Source organism: Rhodococcus sp. UNC363MFTsu5.1, from assembly GCF_000686785.1.
GTDB lineage: Bacteria > Actinomycetota > Actinomycetes > Mycobacteriales > Mycobacteriaceae > Rhodococcus_G > Rhodococcus_G maanshanensis.
The window spans coordinates 246,240-272,053 of the sequence record NZ_JMLO01000005.1 but is presented as its reverse complement, the minus strand read 5'-3'; the positions used below and the strand labels follow the sequence as shown (position 1 = coordinate 272,053).

The following is a 25,814-nucleotide window of genomic DNA, read 5'->3' as shown; positions in this document are numbered from 1 at the left end:
GTGCGCGGCCTGCGGGTGGAGAAGCTCGCTGCCGAGGCGGGTGTCTCGACCGCCCTGATCTATTACCACTTCCAGGACCGGTCCGGGGTACTGCGCAGCGCCCTCGACCACATCAATGACAGGGCCGAGCGCTATTCCGACGAGGCATTCGAATCCTCCGACCCCCGAACGCAACTCGAGCAGATGCTCCTGCTCGAGATCCGGGGCATCCCTGAGGTCCGGGAGAACAGCATCGCCTGGGGTGAGCTCCGGGCGAGCGCCGTCTTCTCCGATGACCTGCGGGACCCGCTACGGACCACGACGGAGGCGTGGGCACGCGATGCCGAAACCCTCATCCGGCAGGCGCAGGCCGTGGGTCAGGCGAGCCCGACGGTCGACCCGGCCGACGCGGGCGAGCGCCTCACCGCACTCGTCGAGGGCCTGAGCGAACGCTGGCTGAGCGGCTCGATGACCCTTGAACGGGCGCGACATCTGCTCGCCGGCGCGATCGTCGTGGAACTCGGCCCAGCCGCCTCGTGACCACCACCGGAGTCGCGGGTCGGTGAGGCGGGGTCGCGCTGTGGGTGGCCGTCGTCGATGGGGTCACCCGCCGGGGCGGACCTCGGCCGGGCCGGGTGGCGGCGAGGTCGGATCAGCGCCGGGCGGCGCGGCGGGTGGTTCTGCTCGTGCGCCCGCGATGACGGTGGTGATAACGCAGAGCGCGATGATCGCCTCGGTCCACAGAAAGGCGGTGTAGTCCAGCAATGACCCGATGGGCGGGGCTCCGGGCGCGGTGTTACGGAAGGCGGCGAGGGCGAACAGGGTCGCAGCCATCCAACCCAGGGCGGGCCAGACCAGGCCAAGTCGCCGGGAGGTCAGGAACCGGGTGCCGATCACGACGGCTATCGCGAGCGCCCACATGGCGGCCATCATGAAGATCGCGTAGATCAAGACGCCGTTCGAGCGGCTGACGCTGACCTCGAAGGCGGCGGTATCGGCTGTGTCGGCGATCTCGACGGTGGGATGGAACAGGGCATCTCGGTTCGACAGTGTCGCGGCGACCGGGACCGGGTGATCGCCCTGCCTGGCGGCGAACTCGATGTCGGCCCGGTAGCTGTCGAAGGGGTAGTCGGTGATGGAGCCGCCTGACAGTGCGACCGGGACCTCGACGGTAGCGATTCGTGTGTCTGCCCGAAATATCAAGTCTTGCTGGATATCTGGTGAGGTCAGGAGGGTGAGGTCCTCGTTCGGGCTGAGTCCGCCGTCGTCGCTGAGTGTGCCACGTGGAGTGACGAGGACTCGCAGTGTGAGTTCTCGTGCGGCCGCGTCCACCCGCTGTATCGAGGCCTCGATGTCGACCCTGTCGGCGGGTTCGGATGTTCCGGAGTCGTGGACGGTGTCCAGGTCTTGGCGTTCGCCGATCTGGAGCCAGACTCCGGCGGCTACGGCGGCCATCGCCGCGGCGGCCACTGCAGGCAGGAACAGGCTTCTGCGACCCGAGGGCGGTTGCTTCGTCCGCATGGCCAGGTTCTCCGCATTTGATGCTCCGGCGACAGTTGTCGTGCCCCTCATCCTCGCACGGTGTCGAGGGGCGATGACCCGGCTCGCTGCTACCCTCTGATCTAGACTGAAAATTCAGTCAAGAATGCGGGGGTCTGAAGGGCGCCGCTGGGGGGCGTTCATCGAGAGGGAGAAAAGTACGTGGATGGAACCTCGTTTGGGCGGTACCGCCTGCAGGAACTGATCGGCGAGGGCGGCATGGGGAAGGTCCACAAGGCCTACGACACCCTCACCGATCGGATCGTGGCGTTGAAGGTGCTCCACGAGCACACCGCCGCGGACCCCGAGTTCCGGGAGCGGTTCCGCCGCGAAGCACACGCGGCTGCCCGTCTGAGCGAGCCTCATGTCGTTCCCATCCACCACTACGGGGAGATCGAGGGCCGGCTGTATCTCGACATGCGCCTGATCGAGGGCGCCGACCTGAAGACCCTCCTTGCCCTGCACGGGCCGATGCCCCCGGCCGTGGCCGTCTCCGTCGTCGAACAGGTGGCGGCCGCACTGGACGCCGCGCATGCCGCCGGCCTGGTGCACCGCGACGTCAAACCCTCCAACGTGCTGGTCAGTGCCCGCGATTTCGTCTACCTCATCGACTTCGGTATCGCTCGCTCCGCCCAGGACAAGGGTCTGACCAGCACGGGGGCGACGATCGGCACCTTTCATTACATGGCCCCCGAACGATTCACCACCGGGCAGGGGGATGCACGGTCCGACGTCTATGCGTTGGCGTGCGTGCTCCACGAATGCCTGACCGGCTCATACCCCTACCCGGGGGACAGTCTCGAACAACAGATCTCCGGGCATCTGACCGCGGCCCCGCCGCGACCCAGCCAGGTCCGGCCCGGGGTGCCCGCCGGGTTCGACCAGGTCATCGCCCAGGGCATGGCGAAGAGCCCCGACGACCGCTACTTCACCCCCGGGGGTCTCGCTGCCGCCGCCGAACGCGCCCTCACCACAGAGCCGCGCCCGAATGCCGCGACCACCGTGGTCATCGGCGCAGGGACTGCCCGGACCGAGCTCATCGGCAGCCAACGACAACCGCGCTCGTTGCCGACGGCGATGCTGCACCAGGGGATGGACACGTCTGCACAACCGGGCGGTGATGCTGAGGCCTCGGCGCCGACCCGGGTTCGGCGGGCGAGCACGAAACGGAAAGCCTGCCTGCTCGCGGCGGCGGTGGCCGTCGCTGCCGCGGGTGCGGTCGCCGTCGGCTACGCGCCCGTCGACGCCCCGCCGCCGACCACGCCTGCCAACGCACGGCCGGCGGACGCCCTCGAACCGGTTCGACCCCCGACCTGGTCGGCCACGCACACACCCGCTCCGCCGAGCGCACCGGCCAGCCCGCGCCCCACGAATCCGACCAGGCAATCCGACCCGGTTCCCGCGCCCGGCGGCCTGCCCACGTCCGCATCGCCGGACGACCCCTATTTCGACGATCCCTACTACGCCGACCCGCACTCCGACTCCTACTACCCCGAATAGGTTGCGACGCAGGGCGGTCTCCCGTGGTCGCGAGGCGCGCCCAAGGGCGGACGGTCGCACTTCGCTCGGGAGGCGCAGAATGGCCGGCATGGCTATCCGGGAAACCGTCAGTGTGGACGGCACGTCCATCGTCTATCGCGTCGAGGGTGACGCCGCCGCCCGTCCGCTCGTGCTGCTGCACGGCTGGGCGCAGTCGCTGCGGTGCTGGGGCGACGGCGTGCTCGACGCGCTGTCCGCCAAGTACCGCGTGATCGCCGTCGACCTGCGCGGGCACGGCTACTCCGGCGCACCCGCCGACGGGTACGACGACCCGAAGGTGTGGGCGTCGGATGTCGAGGCGGTGCTCGCCGCGGAGCGCATCGAGTCCGGAGCGGTGCTGCTGGGCTGGTCCTACGGCGGCCTGGTGATCTGCGACTACCTCGCCGAGTTCGGCGAGGCCGCGGTGGACGCGATCGTGCTGGTCGGCGCCATCACCAGCATCGGTCCCGGGCAGAAGGGCGGCCGCGTCGGATCGGCGATGCGCGCGGCCATCCCGGCCGCGATGTCCGAGGACCCACGCGAGTCGATCCGCGCGCTCGGCAGCTTCGGCACCGCCCTCACCGGCCCGGCCGAGGGCAAGGGCGTCGCCTCGCAGGCGCTGTTCGGGGCCAGCCTCTCGACGCCGCCGCGGGTGCGTGCGGCGCTGTTCAGCCGCGCGGTCGGGCACGACGACCTGCTCACGGGCCTGACCGTCCCTGCGCTGATCCTGCACGGCACCGCGGACACCGTCGTCGACGTCTCTGCCGCCCGGCACGCAGCCGAGCTGATCCCGGCCGCCACCGCGTCGTACTGGGACGGCTGTGACCACGGGCCGTTCGTCGAGGACCCGAAACGATTCGTCGCCGAGGTCAGCGAATTCGTCGACGGGCTGTGACGCGGCCAGGGCACGGGCCCGGGGCCGATGACGGCCGGGTCGCCGCCGACGTGCTCAGGTCGGCTTCGTCGCGCGTGGTCGCCACAGGGCAAGATGGACCCGTGACCCCAGCGCAGAACCATCGGTTGCGGAGGGTGGCCGTTCTCTCGGTCCACACCTCTCCATTGGCGCAGCCGGGGACCGGTGACGCCGGTGGCATGAACGTGTACGTGCTCCAGAGCGCGCTACAGCTCGCCCGCCGGGGTGTGGAGGTGGAGATCTTCACCAGGGCCACCTCCTCCGCGGACGCGCCGGTGGTCGAGGCCGCGCCGGGGGTGCTGGTCCGCAACGTCGTCGCGGGCCCCTTCGAGGGCCTCGACAAGCACGACCTGCCCACCCAGCTGTGCGCGTTCACCGCGGGCGTGCTCCGCGAGGAGGCGCACCACGAGCCCGGGTACTACGACCTGGTGCACTCGCACTACTGGCTCTCCGGCCAGGTGGGCTGGCTGGCCCGCGACCGCTGGGGCGTCCCGCTGGTGCACACCGCGCACACCCTCGCCGCGGTCAAGAACGCCGCCCTTGCGGACGGGGACGTCCCGGAGCCGGCGGCCCGCCAGATCGGCGAGCAGCAGGTGGTGGCCGAGGCCGACCGGCTGATCACCAACACCGCCGACGAGTCCGGGCAGCTGGTCGACATCTACGGCGCCGACCCCCGACGGATCGACGTGGTGGCCCCCGGCGCGGACCTGACCAGGTACCGGCCCGGCGACAAGGCCGCAGCCCGGGCCGAGCTGGGGCTGAACCCGAACGAGCTGATCGTGACCTTCGTCGGCCGGATCCAGCCGCTCAAGGCGCCGGACGTGCTGCTGCGCGCCGCGGCCGCCCTTGTCGAGCGCGAGCCCGCGCTGCCGCTGCGGATCGTGGTCGTCGGCGGGCCATCGGGCACCGGGCTGGACCGGCCCGATTCGCTGATCGACCTGGCCGCCTCGCTCGGCATCACCGCCAGGGTGACGTTCCTGCCGCCGCAGCCGCCCGAGCGGCTCGCACAGGTGTACCGCGCGGCGGATCTGGTTGCGGTGCCGAGCTATTCGGAGTCCTTCGGGCTGGTCGCGATCGAGGCGCAGGCCTGCGGGACCCCGGTCGTCGCGGCCGACGTCGGGGGACTGGGGGTCGCCGTGCGGTCCGGCGAGACCGGGCTGCTGGTGCCGGGTCATCGCACCGACGACTGGGCCGATGCCCTGCACTCGCTGCTCGCGGATCCCGGCAGGCTGGCCGAGATGGCGCTCCGCGCGCCGCGGCACGCGGAGAACTTCTCCTGGGAGCACACCGCCGACGGGCTGCTCGAGAGCTACAAGCGGGCGAACGCCAGTTTCCGCAGGCTGCCCGAGCACACGCCGCGCCGCGGCAGGGGATTGTGGAAGCTGCGCCGAATGGGGGGAGTGCGGACGTGAACGACATCGCGAAGCTGATCGACGCCGAATTGACCGAGCGGGAACTCGAGTACACCCGCAAGGGCGAGGACCAGTTCATCGTCGAGCTGCCGGGCGAGCGCAAGCTCAAGACCACCTGCCTGCTCACCGTCGGGGCGCACGGCGTCCGTGTCGAGGCGTTCGTCTGTCGCAAGCCCGACGAGAACTTCGAGGGGGTCTACCGGTACCTGCTCCGTCGCAACCGGCGGCTGTACGGGGTGAGCTACACGATCGACAAGATCGGCGACATCTACCTGCTCGGCCAGGTCTCCACCCACGCCGTCACCGGCTCGGAACTGGACCGGGTGCTCGGGCAGGTGCTCGAGGCCGCGGACGGCGACTTCAACACCCTGCTCGAGCTCGGGTTCGCCACTTCGATTCGGCGGGAATGGGATTGGCGGGTCTCGCGCGGTGAGTCGCTCGCGAATCTCCAGCCGTTCGTGCACCTGATGTCCGCTGACCAGGTCCGGGCGGCCGACGCGGACTGAGGCGGGGCTCCCCGGTTCGGGGTAGGGTTTCGCCGATCCTGTGACGGCTGTCACAGGTGTGGTAACTGTTTCTATCTGTCACAGTTATCTGGTTCGCCAGTCCTGTCGCCGTACCAATCGAGGAGAGGCCCCCGTGAGCTTCAAGAGCCCCTATCCCGACGTCGAGATCCCGAACCTGAGCGTCTACGACTTCCTGTTCGGTCAGGTCTCCGACGCCGACCTGGACCGACCCGCGCTCATCGACGGCGGCTCGGGCGCGGAGACCACCTACCGCGCGCTCATCGGTCAGATCGACGCCGTCGCGGGCGCGTTGGCGGCGCGCGGACTGGCCGTCGGCGAGGTCGCCGCGCTGCATTCGCCGAACGTCCCGGCGTTCGCGTCCGTGCTGCACGGCATCCTGCGTGCGGGCGGCACGGCCACCACCGTCAACGCCCTCTACAACGCCGAGGACATCGCCAAGCAGCTCACCGACTCCAGGGCGAGCTTCCTCTTCACCGTGTCGCCGCTGCTGCCGCAGGCGCGGGCGGCCGCCGAGCAGGTCGGCATCCCCGCCGACCGGGTCATCGTGCTCGACGGCGCCGAGGGGCATCCGTCGCTGCGGGACCTGCTCGCCCAGGGTGCCCCCGCCCCCGAGGTCAGCTTCGACCCGGCCACCCACCTCGCGGTGCTGCCGTACTCGTCGGGCACCACCGGCCGCCCGAAGGGCGTGATGCTGACGCACAGGAACCTGGTGGCGAACGTCTGCCAGATCCACCCGCGGATGGGCATCAGCGCCGACGACCGGATCCTGGCCGTGCTGCCCTTCTTCCACATCTACGGACTCACCGTGCTGCTCAATGCGGCGTTGTACGAGCGCGCCACCCTGGTCACGATGCCGAAGTTCGACCTCGTCGAGTTCCTCCGCAACGCCTCCGAGCGCAAGTGCACCTACATCTTCGTTGCACCGCCGGTGGCGGTCGCGCTGGCCAAGCATCCGCTCGTCGACCAGTACGACCTCTCCACCGTGCACACCATCTTCTCCGGTGCGGCGCCGCTCGACGAGGAGCTGGGCAAGGCGGTAGCGAACCGGCTGAACTGCCGCGTCCGCCAGGGCTACGGCATGAGCGAGCTGAGCCCGGTCAGCCACGCGATCGCGCTCGAGGACGACCACGTCCCGCTGAGCTCGGTCGGCAAGCCGATCGCGAACACCGAGAACAAGCTGGTCGACCCGGCCACCGGTGAGGAGGTCGAGCTCCCGTCCGCGGGTGTCAGCGCGCCCGGCGAGTTGTGGGTCAAGGGTCCTAACGTGATGGTCGGCTACCTCGGCAACGACGCGGCCACTGCCGAGACCCTCGATGCGGACGGCTTTCTGCACACCGGTGACATCGCCACCGTCGACGCGGAGGGCGTGGTGTACATCGTCGATCGGCTCAAGGAGCTGATCAAGTACAAGGGCTACCAGGTGCCGCCAGCCGAGTTGGAGGCGTTGCTGCTCACCCACCCGCAGGTCGCCGATGCTGCCGTGATCGGGGTGCTCGACGAGGAGGGCGAGGAGGTCCCGAAGGCGTTCGTCGTCCGACAGCCCGATGTCGAGCTCTCCGGGGACGAGGTCATCGCGTTCGTCGCGGAGCGGGTCTCGCCCCACAAGAAGGTCCGCATCGTGGAGTTCATCGACGCCGTGCCGAAGTCGGCGGCGGGCAAGATCCTCCGCAAGGACCTGCGTGCGAGCGAAGGTACGCGGGGTTAGACGCAGGATTGTCGCGACATGCGCGCGGTGGCACTCGTTGCCGCCGCGCGCATGTCGTGTTCTCGGCGCCGGTCAGCTATCGGTCGACGGTGGGGTCATCTCGAGCCGGACGCCGAGGAGCCGGACCTTGCGGCCCGGATCGAGTCGCTCGGTCAGTGCCGCGGCGGCGTCCGCGATCACCACCGGGTCCAGCGTCGGCTCGGCCAGCGGCGCCCCGGTGGTGTGGGTGTCGAACGGTGCGTACCGAACCTTCAGGGTGATCCGCACCGCCGCCCGCCCCTCCGCCCGGAGGTCCTCGGTGACCCGCTCGGCGAGCAGGCGCACCTCGGCCGCCACCCGCGCGGGGTCGGTGAGGTCGTGCTGGAATGTCGTCTCCCGGCCGTGGCCGCGGGCCACGTAGGGCTCGGCGGTGACCGTCTCGCCGCCGAGGCCGAGGCCGAGCCGGTGCAGCCACGGTCCTGTGGTCGGGCCGAGGGCGGCGGCGAGCTCGCCGTCGGTGGCGTCGGCCAGCCCGCGGACGGTGTGGATGCCGAGGGCGGCAAGCTTTTTCGCGGTCTTGTTGCCGATACCCCACAGCGCGTCCGTGCCACGATCGCCCATCACCTCGAACCAGTTGTCCGCGGTCAGCAGGTACACGCCCCGCGGCTTGCCGAAGCCGGTCGCGATCTTGGCGCGCAGTTTGTTGTCGCCGATGCCGACGGAGCAGTGCAGCTCGGTCGCCGCGAGCACCGCGGACTGGGCGGCGCGGGCGAAGCCCACCGGATCGTCGGTGTCGATGCCGAGGAACGCCTCGTCCCAGCCCAGCACCTCGACGACCGCGTCCAGGCTGCGCAGGGTGTCCATCACCCGCTGTGAGGAGGCGGTGTACGCCGCGCCGTCGACGGGGAGGAACACCGCGTCGGTGACGCCGCGCGAGGCGAGCCTGCGGGCGGCGACGCGCAGCGGCATGCCCGAACCGATCCCGAACTCGCGGGCCTCGTACGAGGCCGTCGACACCACACCGCGCTCGGTGGGGTCGCCGCGCCCGCCGACGATCACCGGCAGGCCCCGCAGTTCCGGCCGTCGCAGGACCTCGACGGCAGCGACGAACTGGTCGAGGTCGACGTGTAGCACCCACCGCGTGCGTGTGCCCATTCACTCAGTCTGCGTCCGGAGCTTTCCCCGTGTGGGGCGCATGTCAGGATTGTGGGCATGAGTACCGGAACCCTTGTGCTGCTCCGCCACGGCGAGAGCGAATGGAACGCCATGAATCTGTTCACCGGCTGGGTGGACGTGCCGCTCACCGACAAGGGCATCGGGGAGGGCAAGCGGGCCGGCCAGCTCCTCAAGGAGCACGACGTGCTGCCCGACGTGCTGTACACGTCCCTGCTCCGCCGGGCGATCAGCACGGCGAACATCGCCCTCGACGCCGCCGACCGGCACTGGATCCCGGTCGTGCGGGACTGGCGTCTGAACGAGCGGCACTACGGCGCGCTGCAGGGCAAGAACAAGGCCCAGACCAAGGCCGAGTACGGCGACGACCAGTTCATGCTGTGGCGTCGCAGCTACGACACCCCGCCGCCGCCGATCGAGGCCGGCACCGCGTACAGCCAGGACGCCGACCCGCGCTACGCGGGCCTCGACGAGGTCCCGCTGACCGAGTGCCTGCTCGACGTGGTCAAGCGCCTCATCCCGTACTGGGAGGAGACGATCTCCGCGGACCTCAAGGCGGGCAAGACCGTTCTGATCACCGCGCACGGCAACTCGCTGCGCGCCCTGGTCAAGCACCTGGACGGCATCTCTGACGAGGACATCGCCGGGCTGAACATCCCGACCGGCATCCCGCTGCGCTACGACCTCGAGGTCGGTGCGGACGGCAGCCTCACCCCGCTCAACAGGGGTGGCACCTACCTCGACCCGGAGGCCGCTGCAGCAGGCGCAGCCGCGGTCGCCAGCCAGGGCGCGAAGTAGCGGTTCCGATGTCGGCCCGGGACCTCGTCGCGATCACGACGGGGATCCCGGGCCAACGCCGGGTGAACAGCCGGAAAACGGGGCGCCGCGGGGCCATGACGTGCGGTGAAATGCCTCCACCCTGCGGCCGCCAGGCTTTACGCGACCGTACGATTGCGCTGTGAGTGTTGTTCAGGCCGTGCTCCTGGCCGTGGTTGCCGCGTTCGGTGGGTACCTGGTCGGCGGGGTACTGGTCCCGTTCCTGAGGAACCGATTCTCCAGGCGCGAGGCCGAACAGGCCGGCCTGACCATGTCCCAGGTCCTCGACCTCATCGTGCTCGCCTCCCACAGCGGCATCGCGGTGGTCGACCGGTTCCACGACGTGGTGCTCTTCAATCCGCGCGCCGAGGAGCTGGGCCTGGTGCGTAACCGCACCGTCGAGGAACGGGCCTGGCAGGCAGCGAATCAGGTGCTGACGACCGGGGTGCCGGTGGAGATGGACCTCAGCATCAAGAACCCGGCCCGCGGCAGGAACAAGATCGCGGTGCGCGGGGTGGCCCGGCTGCTCAGCGAGCAGGACCGCCGATTCGTCGTGCTGTTCGCGGACGACGACTCCGAGCAGGTCCGCATGGAGGCCACCCGCCGCGACTTCGTCGCCAACGTCAGCCACGAACTCAAGACCCCGGTCGGCGCGATGGGACTGCTGGCCGAGGCGCTCCTCGAGTCCGCCGATGACCCGGAATCCGTGCGGCACTTCGGCGAGCGGGTACTCAGCGAGTCGAAGCGGCTGGGGAACATGGTCAGCGAACTCATCGCGCTCTCCCGCCTGCAGGGCGCGGAGAAGCTGCCCGACCTCGAGGTGGTCGACGTGGACGAGGTGGTCGAGGAGGCCATGCGCCGTTCGCGGCTCACCGCCGAGGCGGCGGGCATCACGGTCACCGCCGACCGGCCGAGCGGACTCGAGGTGCTCGGCGACCGGACCCTGCTCATCACCGCGCTGTCGAACCTGGTGGAGAACGCGATCGCGTACTCGCCGCAGGGGTCGCCGGTGTCGGTGAGCCGGTCCAGGCGCGGGGACAAGGTCGCCATCGCCGTCACCGACAGGGGGATCGGTATCGCGACCGAGGACCAGGAGCGGGTGTTCGAGCGCTTCTTCCGGGTCGACAAGGCGCGGTCCCGGTCGACCGGTGGCACCGGGCTCGGTCTCGCGATCGCCAAGCACGTGGCGGCGAACCACAACGGCTCCATCACGCTGTGGAGCAAGGTCGGCACCGGGTCCACCTTCACGCTGCACATCCCGGCGCACGAGGAACTCTCCGATGACGCACCGGTGAGGAGCGCGATCTCGGGTCCGGTTGCCCAGCTCAGGTCCGCGCCGATCACGGACGCACGCCCCGCTGCGGACGAGACGTCCGCAGCCCACAAGACCGCATCGATCGATCACGAAATGACGCAGCACGAGGCTGCGCCGAGTCTGGAGGCAAACCGGTGACGAATGTGTTGATCGTGGAGGACGAGGAGTCGTTGGCCGACCCGCTCGCGTTCCTGCTCCGCAAGGAGGGGTTCGAGGCGACGGTGGTGGGGGACGGACCGTCCGCCCTCGCCGAGTTCGACCGGTCCGGCGCGGACATCGTCCTGCTCGACCTGATGCTCCCCGGGATGAGCGGCACCGACGTGTGCAAGCAACTCCGGGCGCGCTCCGGCGTCCCGGTGATCATGGTCACCGCCCGCGACAGCGAGATCGACAAGGTCGTCGGCCTGGAACTGGGCGCCGACGACTACGTCACCAAGCCCTACTCGGCCAGGGAACTGATCGCCAGGATCCGTGCGGTGCTGCGGCGCGGCGCCGACAACGACTCCGACGACTCGGCCGACGACGGCGTGCTCGAGGCGGGCCCGGTGCGGATGGACGTCGAGCGCCACATCGTCCAGGTCAACGGCGACACGGTCATGCTCCCGCTCAAGGAGTTCGACCTGCTCGAGTACCTGCTCCGCAACTCCGGCCGGGTGCTCACCCGCGGCCAGCTCATCGACCGGGTGTGGGGCGCGGACTACGTCGGCGACACCAAGACCCTCGACGTGCACGTCAAGCGTCTGCGGTCGAAGATCGAGGCCGATCCGGCCAAGCCGGAACATCTGGTCACCGTGCGCGGGCTGGGGTACAAGCTCGAGGGCTGACGCCAGGCCGTGCGGCCGAGTCGGGGCGCACGGTGCCGGTCCGTGCGCCCGGACCCGACGGCTAGAACGGGTTGTAGACGTAGATCGGGCGGATCGGGTTGGCGAGCAGCTGGAGGTCGTGCGCGACGTTGTTCGTGTCGTACTGCTTGCACTCGTGGATCTGTGAGTAGTGGCCGTCGCCGCGGCACTCGATCTTGCGGGTGGCGCCGTACGGGCTGAGGATGATGGGCTTGTAGGTGTTCGGACCGATCAGCGCGCCTGCATCGAGGGGCGCGACGAAGTAGTCCGTGCGGTCGCGCACCGCGTTGAAGCCGTACGGATCATCCGGGGAATCGGCGGACGCCATCGGTGCCAGCGCCAACATCGTTCCAACGGCCACCGCGGCCGCACCAAGCAGTCGGTTCATGATCGCTCCCCTCATCGGTCCCGTCATCGGTACCTGTGTGGTGGATCGAGTGGCGGCGGCCTGCCGTTACTGCTGGCCGGCCGCCTTCGCCTGCGCGGCCGTGGTCGCCGGGTGCACGGCGATCAGGCCGAGCCCGGCGCGGCGACGGCAATGCTTGGCCAGTTCCTCGTAGGCGGACTTGCCGAGCAGCTCCGTCAGCTCGGGGGCGTAGCTCTGCCACACCGGCTTCGAGCCCACGTGTGCGTCGGGCGAGCCGGAGCAGTACCAGTGCAGGTCCTCGCCGCCCTCACCCCAGCCGCGCCGGTCGTACTCGGTGATCACGGTCTTGAGGATCTGCACGCCGTCCGGCCGCTCCACCCAGTCCTGGGTGCGGCGGACGGGCAGCTGCCAGCAGACGTCGGGCTTGACCTCGAGCGGCTCGATGCCCTTGCGCAGCGCCATCGAATGCAGCGCGCAACCGATCCCGCCCTCGAAGCCGGGGCGGTTGAGGAAGATGCAGGCACCCTGGTAGCGCCTGGTGCGCAGCGCGGGCTCGTCGTCGAGGTCGTCCTCCTCGACGTAGCCCTTCTTGCCGAGACCCTTCTCCATGAACTGCCAGTCGCTCTTTGTGAGCAGCTTCACTGACCGGTCGAGCTTGGCCTTGTCGTCGGCGTCGGAGAGGAAGGCGCCGTGCGAGCAGCAGCCGTCGTCGGGACGACCCGGCACGGTGCCCTGGCATGCGGGGGTGCCGAACACGCAGGTCCAGCGCGAAAGCAGCCAGGTCAGGTCCGCCACCACGAGATGTTCCGCGTTGGCTGGGTCCACGAATTCGATCCACTCGCGGGGGAAGTCGGGGTCGACTTCCGGCGTGGGTTCCATCTTCGAATCGGGCGTGGTGTTGCCTGCTGTCACAAGTCTCGACGGTAGACCCAGTACCGTGGTCACGTGCGGTTAGGGGTACTCGACGTCGGAAGCAACACGGTTCATCTACTCGTGGTGGATGCCCACAGGGGCGCTCACCCGACGCCGATGAGCTCCACCAAGTCGACGCTGCGGCTCGCCGAGAACACCGATGACCGCGGGGACATCACGGTGTCGGGGGCCGACAAGCTGGTCGCGGCGGTGCGGGACTTCGCGAGCATCGCCACCACTTCCGGTTGCGGCGAGCTGATGGCCTTCGCCACCTCGGCGGTCCGCGACGCCAACAATTCCGAGGCGGTGCTCGCCCGCGTCCGCGACGAGACGGGGGTCGCGCTCGAGGTGCTGTCCGGCGTCGACGAGGCCCGGCTGACCTTTCTCGCGGTGCGCCGCTGGTACGGCTGGAGCGCGGGCCGGATCCTGAACTTCGACATCGGCGGCGGCTCGCTGGAACTGACCGCGGGCGGCGACGAGGACCCGGACGTCGCGTTCTCCCTCCAGCTCGGTGCCGGACGGTTGACCCGGGACTGGTTGCAGGCCGACCCGCCCGGCAAGCGCAGGGTGGCGGTGTTGCGCGATTGGCTGGACGCCGAGCTGGTCGAGCCGGCCAAGGCCCTGCGTGCCGCCGGAGCGCCCGACCGGGTGGTCGGGACGTCCAAGACGTTCCGGTCGCTGGCGCGACTCACCGGGGCCGCGCCCTCCGCCGCAGGACCCCGGGTGCAGAGGACACTGACTGCCAGCGGTCTGCGCCAACTGATCGCGTTCATTTCTAGGATGACGATGTCGGACCGCGCAGAATTGGAGGGTGTGAGCTCGGATCGGTCGCAGCAGATCGTGGCGGGCGCACTGATTGCGGAGGCAAGCATGCGGGCAATGTCGGTGGACTCGCTGGAGATCTGCCCCTGGGCTCTGCGTGAGGGGCTGATCCTGCGGAAGCTGGATACCGAGATGGGTGGAGAACTGGTGGTGAGTACGCGATGAGCGAAGGATCCGAGGACACCGGACAGGTCTCAGTTGCCGAGCTGCTCGCCAGGAACGGCCAGCAGGTCGAGTCCCGCGGTGGACGCCGGCGTCGGGGAGTGGCAGGTGGCGGGATCAGCGTCGCCGAACTGACCGGCGAGATCCCCGTCGTCAGGGCGCCCGAGGATTCGCGGCACATCCCCGAGGTGCCCGAGGTATCCCTCGCGCCGCCCGCGCCCGTCGCACCGCCAGAACCCGTCGCACCCCCCGCGCCCGAACCGGTCACCCCGCCCGCGCCGGCCGCCACCGCGTCCCCGCCCGCACAGCCCCGGTCCCGGCGGGCCGACCGGACGCCGGTGCCATCGGTCGTCGCGCGGTACACCGTCCCCGAGCGGGAGCGCCCCACCATCCCGCCGATCCCCGAGCCGCCGAAGGTCGAGGCGCCGAGGACCGAGGTACCGAAGTTCGAGCTGCCGAAGGTCGAGGCGCCGAAGTTCGAGCTGCCGAAGGTCGAGACGCCGAGTTTCGAACGAGTCTCACCCCCATCCACCCCCGTCACACCGGTCCCCGCGCCGCCGACCGCCGTGACGCCGCCGCAGTACCGCGCGAGCGCCGCGCCCGATGTCACGCCCGCGGCCACCGCTGCCGCCCTTCCGCCGCAGTACCGGTCCGGCGCCTTCGATCGGGTCGACGCCCAGCCCACGCAGGCAGAGAAGCCGAAGGCCAGGCCCGAGACCTCCATGCGCGCGCCGATCGCGGAGCAGCCGAAGACCGCGGCCATGCCGGTCGCCGAGGTTCCGCCCGCCCCACGGCCCGCCTTCGTCCCGTACACCCCCATCCGTGAGCCGGGACTGCTGTCCGGGTCGACGGTCGAGGGCGACCTCATGCGGCAGGCCAGGGCCGCAGGCACCTCCCGCCGGGAGACGCTGGAGGAGGCCAGGGCGCTGGTGCACGTCACCGGCGAGATCCCGCGGATCGTGGTGCCGAAGACGTCCACGTTCAAGGAACAGGCACTCAGGGAACCGGCGCCCGAGCAGTCGGTGCGCGAGAGCGCGATTCCCGGGTCCGCGGAGCCGGAGGACCTGGAGGATCGGGAGCCGGAGGTAGCGGTCGACGACGCGCCCTCCGATCGAGACGACAAGCACGCGGCCCGGGAGTGGGCGGTCCTGATCGGTCAGGGCATCGTCGCCCTGCTGGTCGGTGGGCTGCTGTTCAAGGGCTTCGAGAAGCTGTGGGACGTGCTGCCGTGGGTGGCGCTGATCCTCGCGGTGCTGGTGATCGCCGGCCTGGTGGCGGTGGTCCGGATCCTGCGGCAGACCGACGACCTGGTGAGCCTGCTGATCGCGATCATCGTCGGTGTGTTCGTGACGATCGGTCCACTCGCCTTCCTGCTCACGACCTGACCGAGGGTGGCGATGGACGGCACTCGAACCGGGACACGCAAGATCCTCGTCGGACTCTCGACGGCGTCGGTCTATCCGCAGAACACCGAGGCGGCGTTCGAGTACGCCGCCGACCTGGGGTATGACGGCATCGAGTTGATGGTCTGGGCGGAATCGGTGAGCCAGGACCTGGACGCCGTCAAGGCTCTGGTCCGCAAGTACGCCGTCCCCGTGCAGGCCGTGCACGCACCGTGCCTGTTGATCTCGCAGCGGGTGTGGGGGGCCGACCCGGCCGCCAAACTGGAGAAGTCGGTCCGCGCCGCCGAGGCGCTCGGCGCGCGCACCGTGGTGGTGCACCCGCCGTTCCGCTGGCAGCGCAAGTACTCCGAGGGGTTCGCCGACCAGGTGCGCGAGCTCGAGCAACGCAGTGACGTCGCGGTCGCGGTGGAGAACATGTTCCCGATGCGCGCGGATCGCTTCTGGGGCAAGCGCGGGAAGTCGGCCGAACGGCTCGAGAAGCGGGGCGGGCCCGGTCCTGGGGTGTCCGCCTTTGCGCCGTCCTACGACCCAACCGACAGCGGTCACGCGCACTACACGCTCGACCTCTCACATACCGCGACGGCGGGCATGGATGCCATCGCACTGGCTCGGCGGATGGGTTCGGGCCTGACCCACCTGCACCTGGCGGACGGGCGGGGGGCCTCGGTCGACGAGCACCTGATCCCCGGGCACGGCAATCAGCCGTGTGCGCAGTTGTGCAGGCACCTCGTCGACAGCGGCTTCGACGGGCAGGCGGTGCTGGAGATCAACACCCAGAACGCGCGCACCACGGCGGAGCGGTCGTCGATGCTCGCGCAGTCGCTCGCCTTTGCCCGCGAGCACCTGGCGGTGGGTGCGCGGCCCTAGGCCGTCAGAGCGCGCCGACGCCTGCGGTGATCACCGCGATCCCGGCGACGATCAGCCCGGCGACGAGTACCCCGAACCCGATCCACACCGATCGCATCCAGGCGTTCGGGCGGACGGGATCCGCGCCGATCACGGAGAAGAAGAACCCGGCGGGAACGAAGATCGCCGACGAGAGCACGAGGATCGAACCCGAGGCCGACCACCCCGGCGAGACGCCCGCGGCCTGGGTGAGCAGTGCGACGACGAGTCCGAGGGTCACCAGGACCCCGGCATGTGCGTGCCCGGCACGGAACATCGTCTTCTGCAGGGCGTTGGCACCCTGTTTCCCGCTGACGATCCGGAGCATGAACGTGCCTCCGAAGGCGATACCGACGACGGTGAGGAGGGTGACGCCGACGACGATCGTGAGGATGGGGTCCATAGCGGCTCTCCTGGGTCGGGGGGTACTCTCGAATGGTCTGGATAGCGTTACTATCCAATGTATTGGATAGTAGAAGTATCCAATGTGTCCGTCAACCGGGAGGACCGATGCGCGTCTCCGAGCTCGTCGAGCGGTCGGGTCTCCCGCTTGCGACGATCAAGTACTACCTGCGCGAGGGTGTCCTGATGCCAGGTGAACCGACCAGCGCGACCCAGTCCAGCTATGGCCCGCCGCACCTGCGGCGCCTCGCGCTGATCAAGGCGCTGGCGGGGGCGGGGCTGCCGATCCACAAGATCCGCGAGATCATCCGCCTGACCGACAAGCCCGTCGACGGGCTGTACGACACCCTGGGTCGGGCGGTTGCCATGCTGCCGCCCTATCCGGACGACGCCGCGGACACCGAGGCGCGCGAGCATCCCCGCGCCCGTCGCCTGCTCGAACGGCTGGGGCAGGTATACGACCCGGCCTTCCCCGCGGTCGGTCAGCTCGAGCGGGCGCTGAAGGCGGTCGAGGACGCGGGCATCCCGATGACCGACGAACGCATCGACGCCTATGGCAGGCACATCATGGGGATCGCGGAGGTGGACCTCGCGCTGATGCCGACCGGGTCCACCCAGGCGGCCGTCGAGTACGCCGTGCTCGGCACCGCCATCTACGAGCCCGTGATCGCCGCGATGCGCAGGCTCGCCCACCAGGACATCGCGTCCAGAAGCTTCCAGCCGGCCGGAATCGCTCTGCCGGCTCGAGACATTTCAGCGAGTATGCAGGACCCCCGAGAGGAATCCCGATGACCCAGCCCGCCACCCTCACCTCGATCCGCCCGTTCGCGGACCTGACCACGCTGACGGACCTGGGCGGCGGCGCGTACGCCGCGCTGATCGACCCGATCTGGACCATCGGCCCGAAGGTGCATGGTGGCTGCATGATGGCCCTGTGTGCCGCCGCCGCCCGCGAGGTGATCCGGGCGCCGCAAGAGGAGTCGGGCACGGCCCGTCCCGTCGACACGCGCGCCATGCAGCCGATCGCGGTGAGCGCCAGCTACCTCAACGCACCCGACCCGGGGGAGGTGCGGCTGATCACCACCGTGCGCAAGCGCGGCCGCCAGGTGTGCCTGGTCGACGTGGACCTGATGCAGGGCGAGAAGGTCGCGGTGTCCGCGGTCGTGACGCTCGGCGTGCCGGACGTCGGCGACCCGCGGCACCAGGAGCCCCTCGCGCTCGCCGATCTGCCCGCCGTGCCGCCTGCCGATGCCGTCCACATCACCCCCGATCATCCGATGGGGCAGATCGTGCACGTCGCGAAGGGCTGCGACCTGCGTGTCGATCCGTCCGCCGCGCTGTTCCTGTCCGGGCAGCAGGGTGACCCGGTGAACCGGATGTGGGTGCGCCCGTTCGCCGAGGACGAGGTCGACACCGACGTCGCGGTGCTCTTCGCGTTGATGACCGGGGACATCAGCGCCCCCGTGACGATGAACCGCGGCATGTTCGGGTGGGCGCCGACCGTCCAGCTGACCACCTATCTGCGCCGGCTCCCCTCGCCGGGGTGGCTGCGGGTGATGGCCAGCGCCACCGTGCTGGGCGACACCTGGTTCGAGGAGGACCATCTCGTTCTCGACGAGGCCGGGCAGGCCGTGGTGCAGAGCCGCCAGCTGGCCATGATCCCGAAGGGCTGACCGGGGCCGACCTCCCAGGTGCCCCCCGACGGCTGCATGGCAGGCTTGCGGGCATGACGAGAATTGCAGTGATCGGTGGCGGCAGGATCGGCGAGGCGCTGATCGCGGGTCTGCTTCAGTCGGGTCGTGCGCCGAAGGACCTGGTGGTCGCGGAGTCCTTCGCCGCGCGGGCGGCCGAGCTGACGGCCCTGTTCGGGATCAGGGCGACCACGATCTCGGATGCCGCCGAGGGTGCCGATGTCGTGGTCATCGCGGTCAAGCCGAACGACGTCGATTCCGTGATGGCCGAGCTGGCGTCGGTCGATCTGGACGGCGACCGTGAGCAGTTGGTGGTCACGCTGGCGGCGGGCCTGCCGACCTCCCGCTACGAGGCCAAGCTGCCCGCCGGTTTCCCTGTGGTGCGGGTGATGTCCAACACGCCGATGCTGGTGGGCGAGGGCGTCAGCGCGATCGCAGGCGGGCGCTACGCGAAGCCGGAGCACCTCGCGCTGGTCACCGACATCCTGGCGTCGGTCGGCAAGGTGGTCGCGGTGCCGGAATCGCAGATGGATGCGGTGACCGCGGTGTCCGGGTCCGGGCCCGCCTACTTCTTCCTGATCGCCGAGGCGATGGTCGACGCGGGTGTCGGCATCGGCCTGACCCGGGCGACCGCGACCGAGTTGGTCGTGCAGACGATGGTCGGTTCGGCGGCCATGCTCGACCGGTCCGGCGAGTCCGCCACGGACCTGCGCGCCGCCGTGACGTCGCCGGGTGGCACCACCGCTGCCGCGCTCCGCGAGCTCGAGCGGGGCGGGGTCAGGACCGCCTTCTACGAGGCGCTGGTGGCGGCGAAGAGCAGGTCCGCCGTTCTCGGCGGGGGTACCGAATAGATATTGGTACTCCACACCCGTCGCTGTAACCCCATCTGTCCCGCTAAGCTGATTACAGCACGTGCGTGTCTGTTCCGCCGGAGGGGAAGCCGGCGGCGCGAGACGTGCCGGAGGTATGTGGATTAATGGTGTCTACAAGTAAGTCGAAGGGGTCCAACCCCGACGGTCAACCCATGGTCGGCGGCACGCAGTTTCTCACCGTCGCCGAGGTGGCGACGCTGATGCGGGTCTCCAAGATGACGGTGTACCGGTTGGTGCACAACGGCGAGCTGCCCGCGGTGCGGGTGGGCCGGTCATTCCGAGTGCATGCGAAGGCGGTGCACGACTACCTGGAAACCTCGTATTTCGACGCGGGCTGACCGGTCCGGACGTCCTCCCGGACGCGGTGTCCGGGGGCGAATGGAAGCTCGGTTTCTGCGGAGCGAGGCCGCACCGGTACGATGATGACTTGTCGTGCCAGCCAGCCGGTGTCATCAGGCGCTGGGTTAGCAGATACGAGGCCGAGCGCCAGATTCGTAACGCACGCGTACGTAACCGGCGTGCGCAGGACCGCTAGAGAAGAACGTGAGGGACACCCGCTATGGGTTCAGTGATCAAGAAGCGACGCAAGCGCATGTCGAAGAAGAAGCACCGCAAGCTGCTTCGCAGGACGCGAGTGCAGCGTAGGAAGCTCGGTAAGTAAGTCGCCGAGTTCGCAGGTGTGGGACCCAGTCCCTCCGATGCCCGTCACCGACAGGTGGCGGGCATCGCTGCATTCGGGGTGGACTAGGCGTACGTCCAGCATCGGGTGGGTGAATATCTTGCACTGTCAGCCGTAAAATTGCAGGTAAACAGGTGTTTCGGACTCGTTAAGAACCGTGCGGTCCGAGCCGGGTGTGGCTAGGCTCGCAGGTGAGACCCGACAGGCAGGGGTGGGGTGTGGAGGTAGTGGTCAGCGAACGCGGAGTGCAGCCGCCTGGTGTTGTCCTGGTGACCGGCGCGAGCCGGTTCCTCGGCGGATACCTGGTGGCCCGGCTCGCGCAGGATCCGAACATCGAGCGGGTCATCGCCGTCGATGCCGTGTCCCCGAGCAAGGACATGCTGCGGCGGATGGGGCGCGCGGAGTTCGTCCGGGCCGACATCCGGAACCCGCTCATCGGCAAGGTGATCCGCAACGCCAGGGTCGACACCGTTGTGCACGCCTCCTCGATCCCGAAGGCCCCGAAGTCCGGCAGCCGGGCCGCGATGAAGGACATGAACGTCCTCGGCGCCATGCAGTTGTTCGCGGTGTGCCAGAAGTCCCCCGACGTCCGCAAGGTCGTGGTGCGCTCGTCCGGCGCGGTCTACGGCGGCAGCGCGCGGGACCCGGCGAAGTTCACCGAGGAGATGAGCGCCCGCACGCCCCCGCGCGGCGCCTTCGCGCGCGACATCATCGAGATCGAGGGATACGCGCGCAGCCTCGGGCGCAGGCGGCCCGAGATCGCGGTCACCTTGCTCAGGATGGCGCCGCTGATCGGTCCGCGGATGAGCGGGCCCGTGTCGCGGTACCTGAACTCGCCGGTGGTGCCGACGGTCCTCGGCCGGGACCCCCGGATGCAACTCCTGCACGAGGAGGACGCGCTGGCCGCGCTCGAGCTCGCGACGGTCTCCGGGCCCGCGGGAACCTTCAACATCGCCGCGGACGGCGTCGTGATGCTCTCGCAGGCGGTCAGGCGGGCGGGTGGTCTCGCGGTGCCGGTGCCCTCGCAGCTGTTCCGGACCCTCGGGCGGGCGCTGATGGGGCCCTCGATGCGGGACTTCACCAAGGAGCAGCTCGATTACTTCCACTTCGGGTGTGGATTCGACACCGGCCGGATGCGGGCGGAACTGGGCTTCGAGCCGCGGTGGACGACGATGCAGGGACTGGACGATCTGATCAACGGGGCCGGGATCAGCCCGATGGTCAGCGAGGACTGGCTGCGGTCGGTCGAATCACGGGTACAGCAATTGGTCGGAGTCGGGGGAGAGCAGCGATGAGCGATGTGGCCAAGGTGATCCCGTTGCACGACGCGGCAGGGCGGCGTGCCCGGCCCGCGCCAGCCGGGCAGCAGGGAGGCGAGTCCCTGCCCGAGCCGCGCCCGCTGTTCGGCGTGCCGCAGCAGGCGTCGCCGTCACTGCCCGCTGTGGTGCTCGAGTCGGCCAGGGACCTGGTCGCCGACCCGGTGGTCGCGATCGCGGAGTTCCTCCGTCGCAGGCTCACCGGCGATTACCAGGTCGACGAGTTCGGATTCGACCCGCATTTCACCGAGAACGTCTGGCTGCCGATCCTCCGGCCGCTGTTCGAGAGCTGGTTCCGCGTCGAGGTGCGCGGAATCGAGAACGTGCCCGCCGAGGGCGGGGCGTTGGTCGTCGCCAACCACGCGGGCGTTGTCCCCATCGACGGGCTGATGACCTCGGTTGCGATGTTCGACCACCATCCGGCCCATCGCCCGCTGCGGATGCTCGCGGCCGATCTCGCCTTCGAGATGCCGGTCGTCGGAAACATCGCGCGTAAGGCCGGACACACCCTGGCGTGCAACCCGGACGCCGAGCGGCTGCTGCGGACCGGCGAGGTGGCGGCGGTCTTCCCCGAGGGATTCAAGGGGATCGGCAAACCGTTCAGCGAGCGGTACAAGCTGCAGCGCTTCGGCAGGGGCGGGTTCGTCAGCGCCGCGTTGCGCACCGGCGCCCCGATCGTGCCGTGCTCGATCGTCGGCTCGGAGGAGATCTACCCGAAGATCGGCGACCTCAAGTCGCTGGCGCGGCTGTTGGGGATGCCGTACTTCCCGGTGACGCCGTTCTTCCCGCACCTGGGTCCGCTGGGGCTGATCCCGTTGCCGTCGAAGTGGTACATCGAGTTCGGCGAGCCGATCCCGACCGACTCCTACGACGCGGTGTGCGCGGAGGACCCGATGGTGACCTTCGAGCTGACCGACCACGTCAGGGAGACGATTCAGCAGACCCTGTACCGGCTGCTCGCCAAGCGGCGCAACGTGTTCCTGGGCTGATCGGCGGGAATCGTCCGGGATCGGTTGCCCGGCAGGTGAACCCGCGTCGCGGTCCCGGATCCCCGGATCGGACCTGGTGATCGCCCGGCCATTGTGCTTTGGTGGAAAAGGGGCCTCGACAGGGAGCCACGCCATGGCCAGGTCATTCCGCGGTATCACCAACCTCGACATTCGGGACTCGGTTCCCGACTGGGGCCCGTACGAGCAGCCGAGGGCGCCGCAGGGCGCACCGAACGTGCTCTACATCGTGCTCGACGACCTGGGTTTCGGGGCGCTGAGCTGTTACGGCGGCCCGATCGAGACGCCGAACATCGACCGGATCGCGGCGGGCGGGCTGCGCTACAGCCAGTGGCACACCACCGCCCTGTGCTCGCCGACCCGCTCCTGCCTGCTCACCGGCCGCAACCACACCGTCAACGGCATGGGCTGCATCAGCGAGGCGTCGATCGGGTTCCCCGGAGCCAACGCCCACGTCCCAGGGGAATGCGCCACCCTCGCCGAGGTGCTCGTCGAACGGGGCTACAGCACCGCGATGGTCGGCAAGTGGCACCTGTGCGCGGCCGACGAGATGAACCTGGCCTCCAGCAAGGCGAGCTGGCCGATCGGCAGGGGCTTCGAGCGGTTCTACGGCTTCCTCGGCGGCGAGACCAACCAGTGGCACCCGGACCTGGTCCACGACAACCACCCGGTCGAACCGCCCGCCCGGCCGGAGGAGGGCTACCACCTCGGGGTCGACATCACCGACCGGGCCATCGAGTTCATCGACGACGTGAAGACGATCGCGCCGGACCGGCCGGTGTTCCTCTATTACGCGCCGGGCTGCGCGCACGCTCCGCACCACGTGCCGCGCGAGTGGGCGGACCGCTACCGCGGCCGGTTCGACGGCGGCTACGAGGCGATGCGCGAGGAGATCCTGGCCCGGCAGAAGGAGATGGGCCTGGTCCCGCCCGAGACCGAGCTGCCGCCGCTCAACCCGATCGGCACCCCCGAGTCCCGCCGCGGACCCGACGGCCAGCCGTTCCCGATGCTCGATCACACCCGGCCATGGGACACGCTCTCCGACGACGAGAGGCGGCTGTTCACGAGGATGGCCGAGGTCTACGCCGGGTTCGTCTCGCACTGCGACGACCAGATCGGGCGCCTGCTGGACTACCTCGAGGACATCGGGCAGCTCGAGAACACCATCGTCGTGCTGGTCTCCGACAACGGTGCCAGTGGCGAGGGCGGCCCGAACGGCTCGGTCAACGAGAACAAATTCTTCAACGGCGTGCCCGACGACCTGGCCGAGAACATGGCCATGCTCGACGAACTGGGCGGCTTCCGGACCTACAACCACTACCCGAACGGCTGGGCGATGGCTCTCGACGCCCCGTTCAAGATGTGGAAGCGCTACTCGTTCAACGGCGGTACCTGCGATCCGTGCGTCATCTCGTGGCCGGCCGGGATCGCCGCCCGCGGTGAGATCCGGGACCAGTACCACCACGCCATCGACGTGATGCCAACGGTGCTCGACTGCCTCGGCATCGAGATGCCGGAGACGGTCAAGGGCTACACCCAGCACCCGATCCAGGGCGTGAGCATGCGCTACAGCTTCGACACCGCCGGGATCCCCAGCGCCCGGCACACCCAGTTCTATTCGATGCTCGGCACCCGCGGCATCTGGCACGACGGCTGGAAGGCCGTCACCACCCACCCGGCGATCAGCGGCTGGGGTCATTTCCAGGACGACACCTGGGAGCTCTACCACACGGACGTCGACCGCACCGAGCTGCACGACCTCGCCGACACCGAGCCGGGCAGGCTCGCGGAACTGATCGGACTGTGGTTCCACGAGGCGGGCGCGAACAGGGCGCTGCCGCTCGACGACCGGTATCCGGTCGAGATCCTCATGACGCCGCGACCGCGGCCTGCCCCGCTGCGCACCCGCTACGTGTACCGGCCCGGCGGCGCCGCGGTGCCCGAGTCGGTGGCGGTGGCCGTGCGCAACCGCTCGTACTCGCTCGGGGCGCTGGTGGCCCTGCCCGAGCGCGGTGCGTCGGGCGTGTTGTTCGCGCAGGGCGGTCGCTTCGGCGGGCACGCGCTGTACGTGCGGGACAACCGGCTGCACTACGTCTACAACTTCCTCGGCAGCGAGCAGCAGCTGATCAGCGCAACCGAGGAGCTGCCGATCGGCGACCGGGTGATCCTCGGCGCCTCGTTCGACAAGGACGGCGAGGACCCGCCGGGCACCGCGCGCGGTCTGCTGAGCCTTTACCACGGCGACCGGAAGGTCGGGGAGGGTCGGATCCGGACCCAGCCGGGCGTGTTCGGGCTGGGCGGCACCGGGCTCACCATCGGTCGCGACGACGGCGAGCCGGTCACCGACGACTATCCGGGTGCGGCCCCGTGGGCCTTCGCAGGCGGCACGTTGAACCGGGTGGTCGTGGACGTCAGCGGCGAGACATACGTCGACCTCGAACGCGCGGCCGCCGCCATGCTGTCCCGGGAGTAGCGGCTGCGCCGCCTGTGCGCGATTCGTACCCCGACCGGGGTACGAATCGCGCACAGTTGTTTCAGTGCTTGCGGCGGCTGATCACGGCGGCCAGCGCGCCACCGACCGCGCCGAGCGCCAGGGCGGTCGGTACCCCGATCTTCGCCGCCTTGCGCCCGGTGCGGTAGTCCCGGATCTCCCAGCCGCGGTTGCGGGCGAGTTCCTTCAGGTCGGCGTCCGGGTTGATCGCGACCGCGGTGCCGACGAGCGAGAGCATCGGCACGTCGTTGTGGCTGTCGGAGTACGCCGTGCACCGCTTGAGGTTCAGGCCCTCGCGCACGGCCAGCGTGCGGACGGCGTGCGCCTTGCCCGCGCCGTGCAGGATGTCGCCGACCAGCCTGCCGGTGAACTTACCGTCCTCGCTCTCGACGACGGTTCCCAAGGCGCCGGTCAGCCCGAGCCGCTTCGCGATGACCTGGGCCAGTTCCACCGGGGTCGCGGTCACCAGCCACACCTGCTGGCCTGCGTCGAGGTGCATCTGCGCCAGCGCCCTGGTCCCCGGCCAGATCTTGTCGGCGATCAGCTCGTCGTAGATCTCCTCGCCGAGGCGGGAGAACTCCGCGGTCTCGCGGCCCGCGATGAAGGCCAGCGCGCGTTCCTTGCCGCTGGCGACGTCGTCGCTGTTCTCCTTGCCGGTCACCCGGAACTTGAGCTGCTGCCAGCCGAACCTGGCCATGTCGGCGAGCGAGATGTACTTGCGGGCGGCCAGGCCACGGGCGAAGTGGATGATCGAGGCGCCCTGGACCATGGTGTTGTCCACGTCGAAGAACGCCGCCGCGGTCAGGTCGAGCGGCACACCGCCCTCGGTCTCGCGGGCGCCGAGTTCGCCGCCTGCCTCGGCCTCGCTCGTCGCCGCCTCGTGTAACGCGATGGCCGCGTCCGCGCTGGCCTCACCCGCGAGGCTGGCCCGCAGCTGGGCGTCGCTGGGCCCCAAGGGGTTCCTGCCGCGTCGGCGGGGACGCTTGGCGTCGAGCCATCCGGCGCCCACTCCCGAGCCGGTCGGACCAGATCGACCAGGCACTCATACCTCCTGTGTTCGTCCAACTGCGGCCCACCCTATCCCCAG

At 69.7% G+C, this 25,814-nt stretch carries 26 protein-coding genes; 20 read left to right on the top strand and 6 right to left on the bottom strand.

Translation table 11 applies throughout. The features are described from left to right. On the top strand, positions 1–519 hold a 519-nt coding region (locus tag BR31_RS0109620), incomplete at its 5' end, for a TetR/AcrR family transcriptional regulator (protein WP_027500778.1). A gap of 63 nt (positions 520–582) precedes the next feature. On the opposite strand, the gene BR31_RS28050 is transcribed toward BR31_RS0109620, so the two are convergent. After that, positions 583–1,500 (bottom strand): DUF4436 family protein, encoded by a 918-nt coding sequence (locus BR31_RS28050; protein WP_051637254.1) that lies wholly within the window; start codon positions 1,498–1,500, stop codon positions 583–585. 180 nt (positions 1,501–1,680) lie between these two features. Between BR31_RS28050 and BR31_RS28045 the strand changes: the two genes are divergently transcribed. From BR31_RS28045 to BR31_RS0109590, 5 genes are all read left to right on the top strand, one after another. Next, on the top strand, positions 1,681–3,018 hold the full coding sequence (locus BR31_RS28045; protein ID WP_051637253.1) for a serine/threonine-protein kinase: 1,338 nt from the start codon (positions 1,681–1,683) through the stop codon (positions 3,016–3,018). An 88-nt stretch (positions 3,019–3,106) separates the two neighbouring features. Next, positions 3,107–3,931 carry an alpha/beta fold hydrolase gene (locus tag BR31_RS0109605; RefSeq protein ID WP_027500777.1) on the top strand — a complete coding sequence of 275 codons (825 nt, stop codon included), beginning with the start codon at positions 3,107–3,109 and terminating at the stop codon, positions 3,929–3,931. 101 nt (positions 3,932–4,032) lie between these two features. Next, the gene (gene mshA / locus BR31_RS0109600) at positions 4,033–5,361 is read left to right on the top strand and encodes a D-inositol-3-phosphate glycosyltransferase (RefSeq protein WP_027500776.1); all 1,329 of its coding nucleotides are present in this window, start codon (positions 4,033–4,035) and stop codon (positions 5,359–5,361) included. Further along, positions 5,358–5,867 (top strand): type III secretion system chaperone family protein, encoded by a 510-nt coding sequence (locus BR31_RS0109595; RefSeq protein ID WP_027500775.1) that lies wholly within the window; start codon positions 5,358–5,360, stop codon positions 5,865–5,867. The genes mshA and BR31_RS0109595 overlap by 4 nt, the downstream gene beginning before the upstream one ends. Positions 5,868–6,000: 133 nt before the next feature. Beyond that, on the top strand, positions 6,001–7,593 hold the full coding sequence (locus tag BR31_RS0109590; RefSeq protein WP_027500774.1) for an AMP-binding protein: 1,593 nt from the start codon (positions 6,001–6,003) through the stop codon (positions 7,591–7,593). Between the two features lie 72 nt (positions 7,594–7,665). On the opposite strand, the gene BR31_RS0109585 is transcribed toward BR31_RS0109590, so the two are convergent. Further along, positions 7,666–8,727 carry a DNA polymerase IV gene (locus BR31_RS0109585; protein WP_027500773.1) on the bottom strand — a complete coding sequence of 354 codons (1,062 nt, stop codon included), beginning with the start codon at positions 8,725–8,727 and terminating at the stop codon, positions 7,666–7,668. Between the two features lie 48 nt (positions 8,728–8,775). On the opposite strand from BR31_RS0109585, the gene BR31_RS0109580 reads away from it, so the two are divergent. From BR31_RS0109580 to BR31_RS0109570, 3 genes are all read left to right on the top strand, one after another. Then, positions 8,776–9,543 (top strand): phosphoglyceromutase, encoded by a 768-nt coding sequence (locus BR31_RS0109580; RefSeq protein WP_197023583.1) that lies wholly within the window; start codon positions 8,776–8,778, stop codon positions 9,541–9,543. Positions 9,544–9,703: 160 nt separating this feature from the next. Next, on the top strand, positions 9,704–11,014 hold the full coding sequence (locus tag BR31_RS28040; RefSeq protein WP_081830391.1) for a sensor histidine kinase: 1,311 nt from the start codon (positions 9,704–9,706) through the stop codon (positions 11,012–11,014). Beyond that, positions 11,011–11,700 (top strand): response regulator transcription factor, encoded by a 690-nt coding sequence (locus tag BR31_RS0109570; RefSeq protein ID WP_027500771.1) that lies wholly within the window; start codon positions 11,011–11,013, stop codon positions 11,698–11,700. Before BR31_RS28040 ends, BR31_RS0109570 begins: the two co-directional genes overlap by 4 nt. Before the next feature lie 61 nt (positions 11,701–11,761). Here BR31_RS0109570 and BR31_RS0109565 read toward each other — a convergent pair whose 3' ends face one another. After that, positions 11,762–12,106: a hypothetical protein gene (locus tag BR31_RS0109565; protein ID WP_156042411.1), complete on the bottom strand. Its 345-nt coding sequence runs from the start codon at positions 12,104–12,106 to the stop codon at positions 11,762–11,764. Positions 12,107–12,172: 66 nt separating this feature from the next. Beyond that, a complete protein-coding gene (locus tag BR31_RS0109560) occupies positions 12,173–12,964 on the bottom strand; it encodes a DUF3109 family protein (protein ID WP_027500769.1) in 792 nt (263 codons plus the stop codon). Between the two features lie 66 nt (positions 12,965–13,030). Between BR31_RS0109560 and BR31_RS0109555 the strand changes: the two genes are divergently transcribed. Genes BR31_RS0109555 through BR31_RS0109545 form a run of 3 tightly spaced genes read left to right on the top strand, consistent with a single transcriptional unit; the run spans position 13,031 to position 16,251 of the window. Next, positions 13,031–13,984, top strand: a complete 954-nt coding sequence (locus BR31_RS0109555; protein WP_072750314.1) for a Ppx/GppA family phosphatase — start codon at positions 13,031–13,033, stop codon at positions 13,982–13,984. After that, on the top strand, positions 13,981–15,366 hold the full coding sequence (locus BR31_RS0109550) for a hypothetical protein (RefSeq protein ID WP_027500767.1): 1,386 nt from the start codon (positions 13,981–13,983) through the stop codon (positions 15,364–15,366). Before BR31_RS0109555 ends, BR31_RS0109550 begins: the two co-directional genes overlap by 4 nt. 12 nt (positions 15,367–15,378) lie before the next feature. Further along, positions 15,379–16,251, top strand: coding sequence for a sugar phosphate isomerase/epimerase family protein (locus tag BR31_RS0109545; protein ID WP_037176087.1), 873 nt, complete (start codon positions 15,379–15,381; stop codon positions 16,249–16,251). Between the two features lie 4 nt (positions 16,252–16,255). Here the strand turns inward: BR31_RS0109545 and BR31_RS0109540 are convergent, their stop codons facing one another. Continuing rightward, on the bottom strand, positions 16,256–16,672 hold the full coding sequence (locus tag BR31_RS0109540; RefSeq protein WP_027500765.1) for a hypothetical protein: 417 nt from the start codon (positions 16,670–16,672) through the stop codon (positions 16,256–16,258). Between the two features lie 107 nt (positions 16,673–16,779). Here BR31_RS0109540 and BR31_RS28035 point away from each other — a divergent pair, with 107 nt between their 5' ends. From BR31_RS28035 to BR31_RS0109505, 8 genes are all read left to right on the top strand, one after another. Beyond that, the gene (locus BR31_RS28035) at positions 16,780–17,463 is read left to right on the top strand and encodes a MerR family transcriptional regulator (RefSeq protein ID WP_051637251.1); all 684 of its coding nucleotides are present in this window, start codon (positions 16,780–16,782) and stop codon (positions 17,461–17,463) included. Next, positions 17,460–18,344 carry a thioesterase family protein gene (locus BR31_RS0109530; RefSeq protein WP_027500764.1) on the top strand — a complete coding sequence of 295 codons (885 nt, stop codon included), beginning with the start codon at positions 17,460–17,462 and terminating at the stop codon, positions 18,342–18,344. Before BR31_RS28035 ends, BR31_RS0109530 begins: the two co-directional genes overlap by 4 nt. 53 nt (positions 18,345–18,397) lie before the next feature. Then, positions 18,398–19,213 carry a pyrroline-5-carboxylate reductase gene (gene proC / locus BR31_RS0109525; protein ID WP_027500763.1) on the top strand — a complete coding sequence of 272 codons (816 nt, stop codon included), beginning with the start codon at positions 18,398–18,400 and terminating at the stop codon, positions 19,211–19,213. Between the two features lie 125 nt (positions 19,214–19,338). Beyond that, on the top strand, positions 19,339–19,572 hold the full coding sequence (locus BR31_RS0109520; RefSeq protein WP_027500762.1) for a helix-turn-helix domain-containing protein: 234 nt from the start codon (positions 19,339–19,341) through the stop codon (positions 19,570–19,572). 221 nt (positions 19,573–19,793) lie between these two features. Continuing rightward, positions 19,794–19,895, top strand: a complete 102-nt coding sequence (locus BR31_RS30995) for a 30S ribosomal protein bS22 (RefSeq protein ID WP_003402602.1) — start codon at positions 19,794–19,796, stop codon at positions 19,893–19,895. A gap of 245 nt (positions 19,896–20,140) precedes the next feature. Continuing rightward, positions 20,141–21,208, top strand: coding sequence for an NAD-dependent epimerase/dehydratase family protein (locus BR31_RS0109515; protein WP_051637250.1), 1,068 nt, complete (start codon positions 20,141–20,143; stop codon positions 21,206–21,208). Further along, on the top strand, positions 21,205–22,218 hold the full coding sequence (locus tag BR31_RS0109510) for a lysophospholipid acyltransferase family protein (RefSeq protein ID WP_027500760.1): 1,014 nt from the start codon (positions 21,205–21,207) through the stop codon (positions 22,216–22,218). The genes BR31_RS0109515 and BR31_RS0109510 overlap by 4 nt, the downstream gene beginning before the upstream one ends. Positions 22,219–22,351: 133 nt before the next feature. Beyond that, positions 22,352–24,709, top strand: coding sequence for an arylsulfatase (locus BR31_RS0109505; RefSeq protein WP_027500759.1), 2,358 nt, complete (start codon positions 22,352–22,354; stop codon positions 24,707–24,709). Positions 24,710–24,770: 61 nt separating this feature from the next. On the opposite strand, the gene BR31_RS0109500 is transcribed toward BR31_RS0109505, so the two are convergent. Then, positions 24,771–25,769 carry an HAD family hydrolase gene (locus BR31_RS0109500; RefSeq protein ID WP_027500758.1) on the bottom strand — a complete coding sequence of 333 codons (999 nt, stop codon included), beginning with the start codon at positions 25,767–25,769 and terminating at the stop codon, positions 24,771–24,773. Between the last annotated feature and the right edge of the window lie 45 nt (positions 25,770–25,814).

Coding starts and splice junctions, on each gene's coding strand:
- proC (WP_027500763.1), top strand. CDS start 18,398: ATGACGAGAATTGCAGTGATCGGTGGCGGCAGGATCGGCGAGGCGCTG.
- BR31_RS0109540 (WP_027500765.1), bottom strand. CDS start 16,672: ATGGACCCCATCCTCACGATCGTCGTCGGCGTCACCCTCCTCACCGTC.
- BR31_RS0109585 (WP_027500773.1), bottom strand. CDS start 8,727: ATGGGCACACGCACGCGGTGGGTGCTACACGTCGACCTCGACCAGTTC.
- BR31_RS0109605 (WP_027500777.1), top strand. CDS start 3,107: ATGGCTATCCGGGAAACCGTCAGTGTGGACGGCACGTCCATCGTCTAT.
- BR31_RS0109560 (WP_027500769.1), bottom strand. CDS start 12,964: ATGGAACCCACGCCGGAAGTCGACCCCGACTTCCCCCGCGAGTGGATC.
- BR31_RS0109565 (WP_156042411.1), bottom strand. CDS start 12,106: ATGAACCGACTGCTTGGTGCGGCCGCGGTGGCCGTTGGAACGATGTTG.
- BR31_RS28050 (WP_051637254.1), bottom strand. CDS start 1,500: ATGCGGACGAAGCAACCGCCCTCGGGTCGCAGAAGCCTGTTCCTGCCT.
- BR31_RS0109510 (WP_027500760.1), top strand. CDS start 21,205: ATGAGCGATGTGGCCAAGGTGATCCCGTTGCACGACGCGGCAGGGCGG.
- BR31_RS0109530 (WP_027500764.1), top strand. CDS start 17,460: ATGACCCAGCCCGCCACCCTCACCTCGATCCGCCCGTTCGCGGACCTG.
- BR31_RS0109550 (WP_027500767.1), top strand. CDS start 13,981: ATGAGCGAAGGATCCGAGGACACCGGACAGGTCTCAGTTGCCGAGCTG.
- BR31_RS30995 (WP_003402602.1), top strand. CDS start 19,794: ATGGGTTCAGTGATCAAGAAGCGACGCAAGCGCATGTCGAAGAAGAAG.
- BR31_RS28035 (WP_051637251.1), top strand. CDS start 16,780: ATGCGCGTCTCCGAGCTCGTCGAGCGGTCGGGTCTCCCGCTTGCGACG.
- BR31_RS0109505 (WP_027500759.1), top strand. CDS start 22,352: ATGGCCAGGTCATTCCGCGGTATCACCAACCTCGACATTCGGGACTCG.
- BR31_RS0109520 (WP_027500762.1), top strand. CDS start 19,339: ATGGTGTCTACAAGTAAGTCGAAGGGGTCCAACCCCGACGGTCAACCC.
- BR31_RS0109545 (WP_037176087.1), top strand. CDS start 15,379: ATGGACGGCACTCGAACCGGGACACGCAAGATCCTCGTCGGACTCTCG.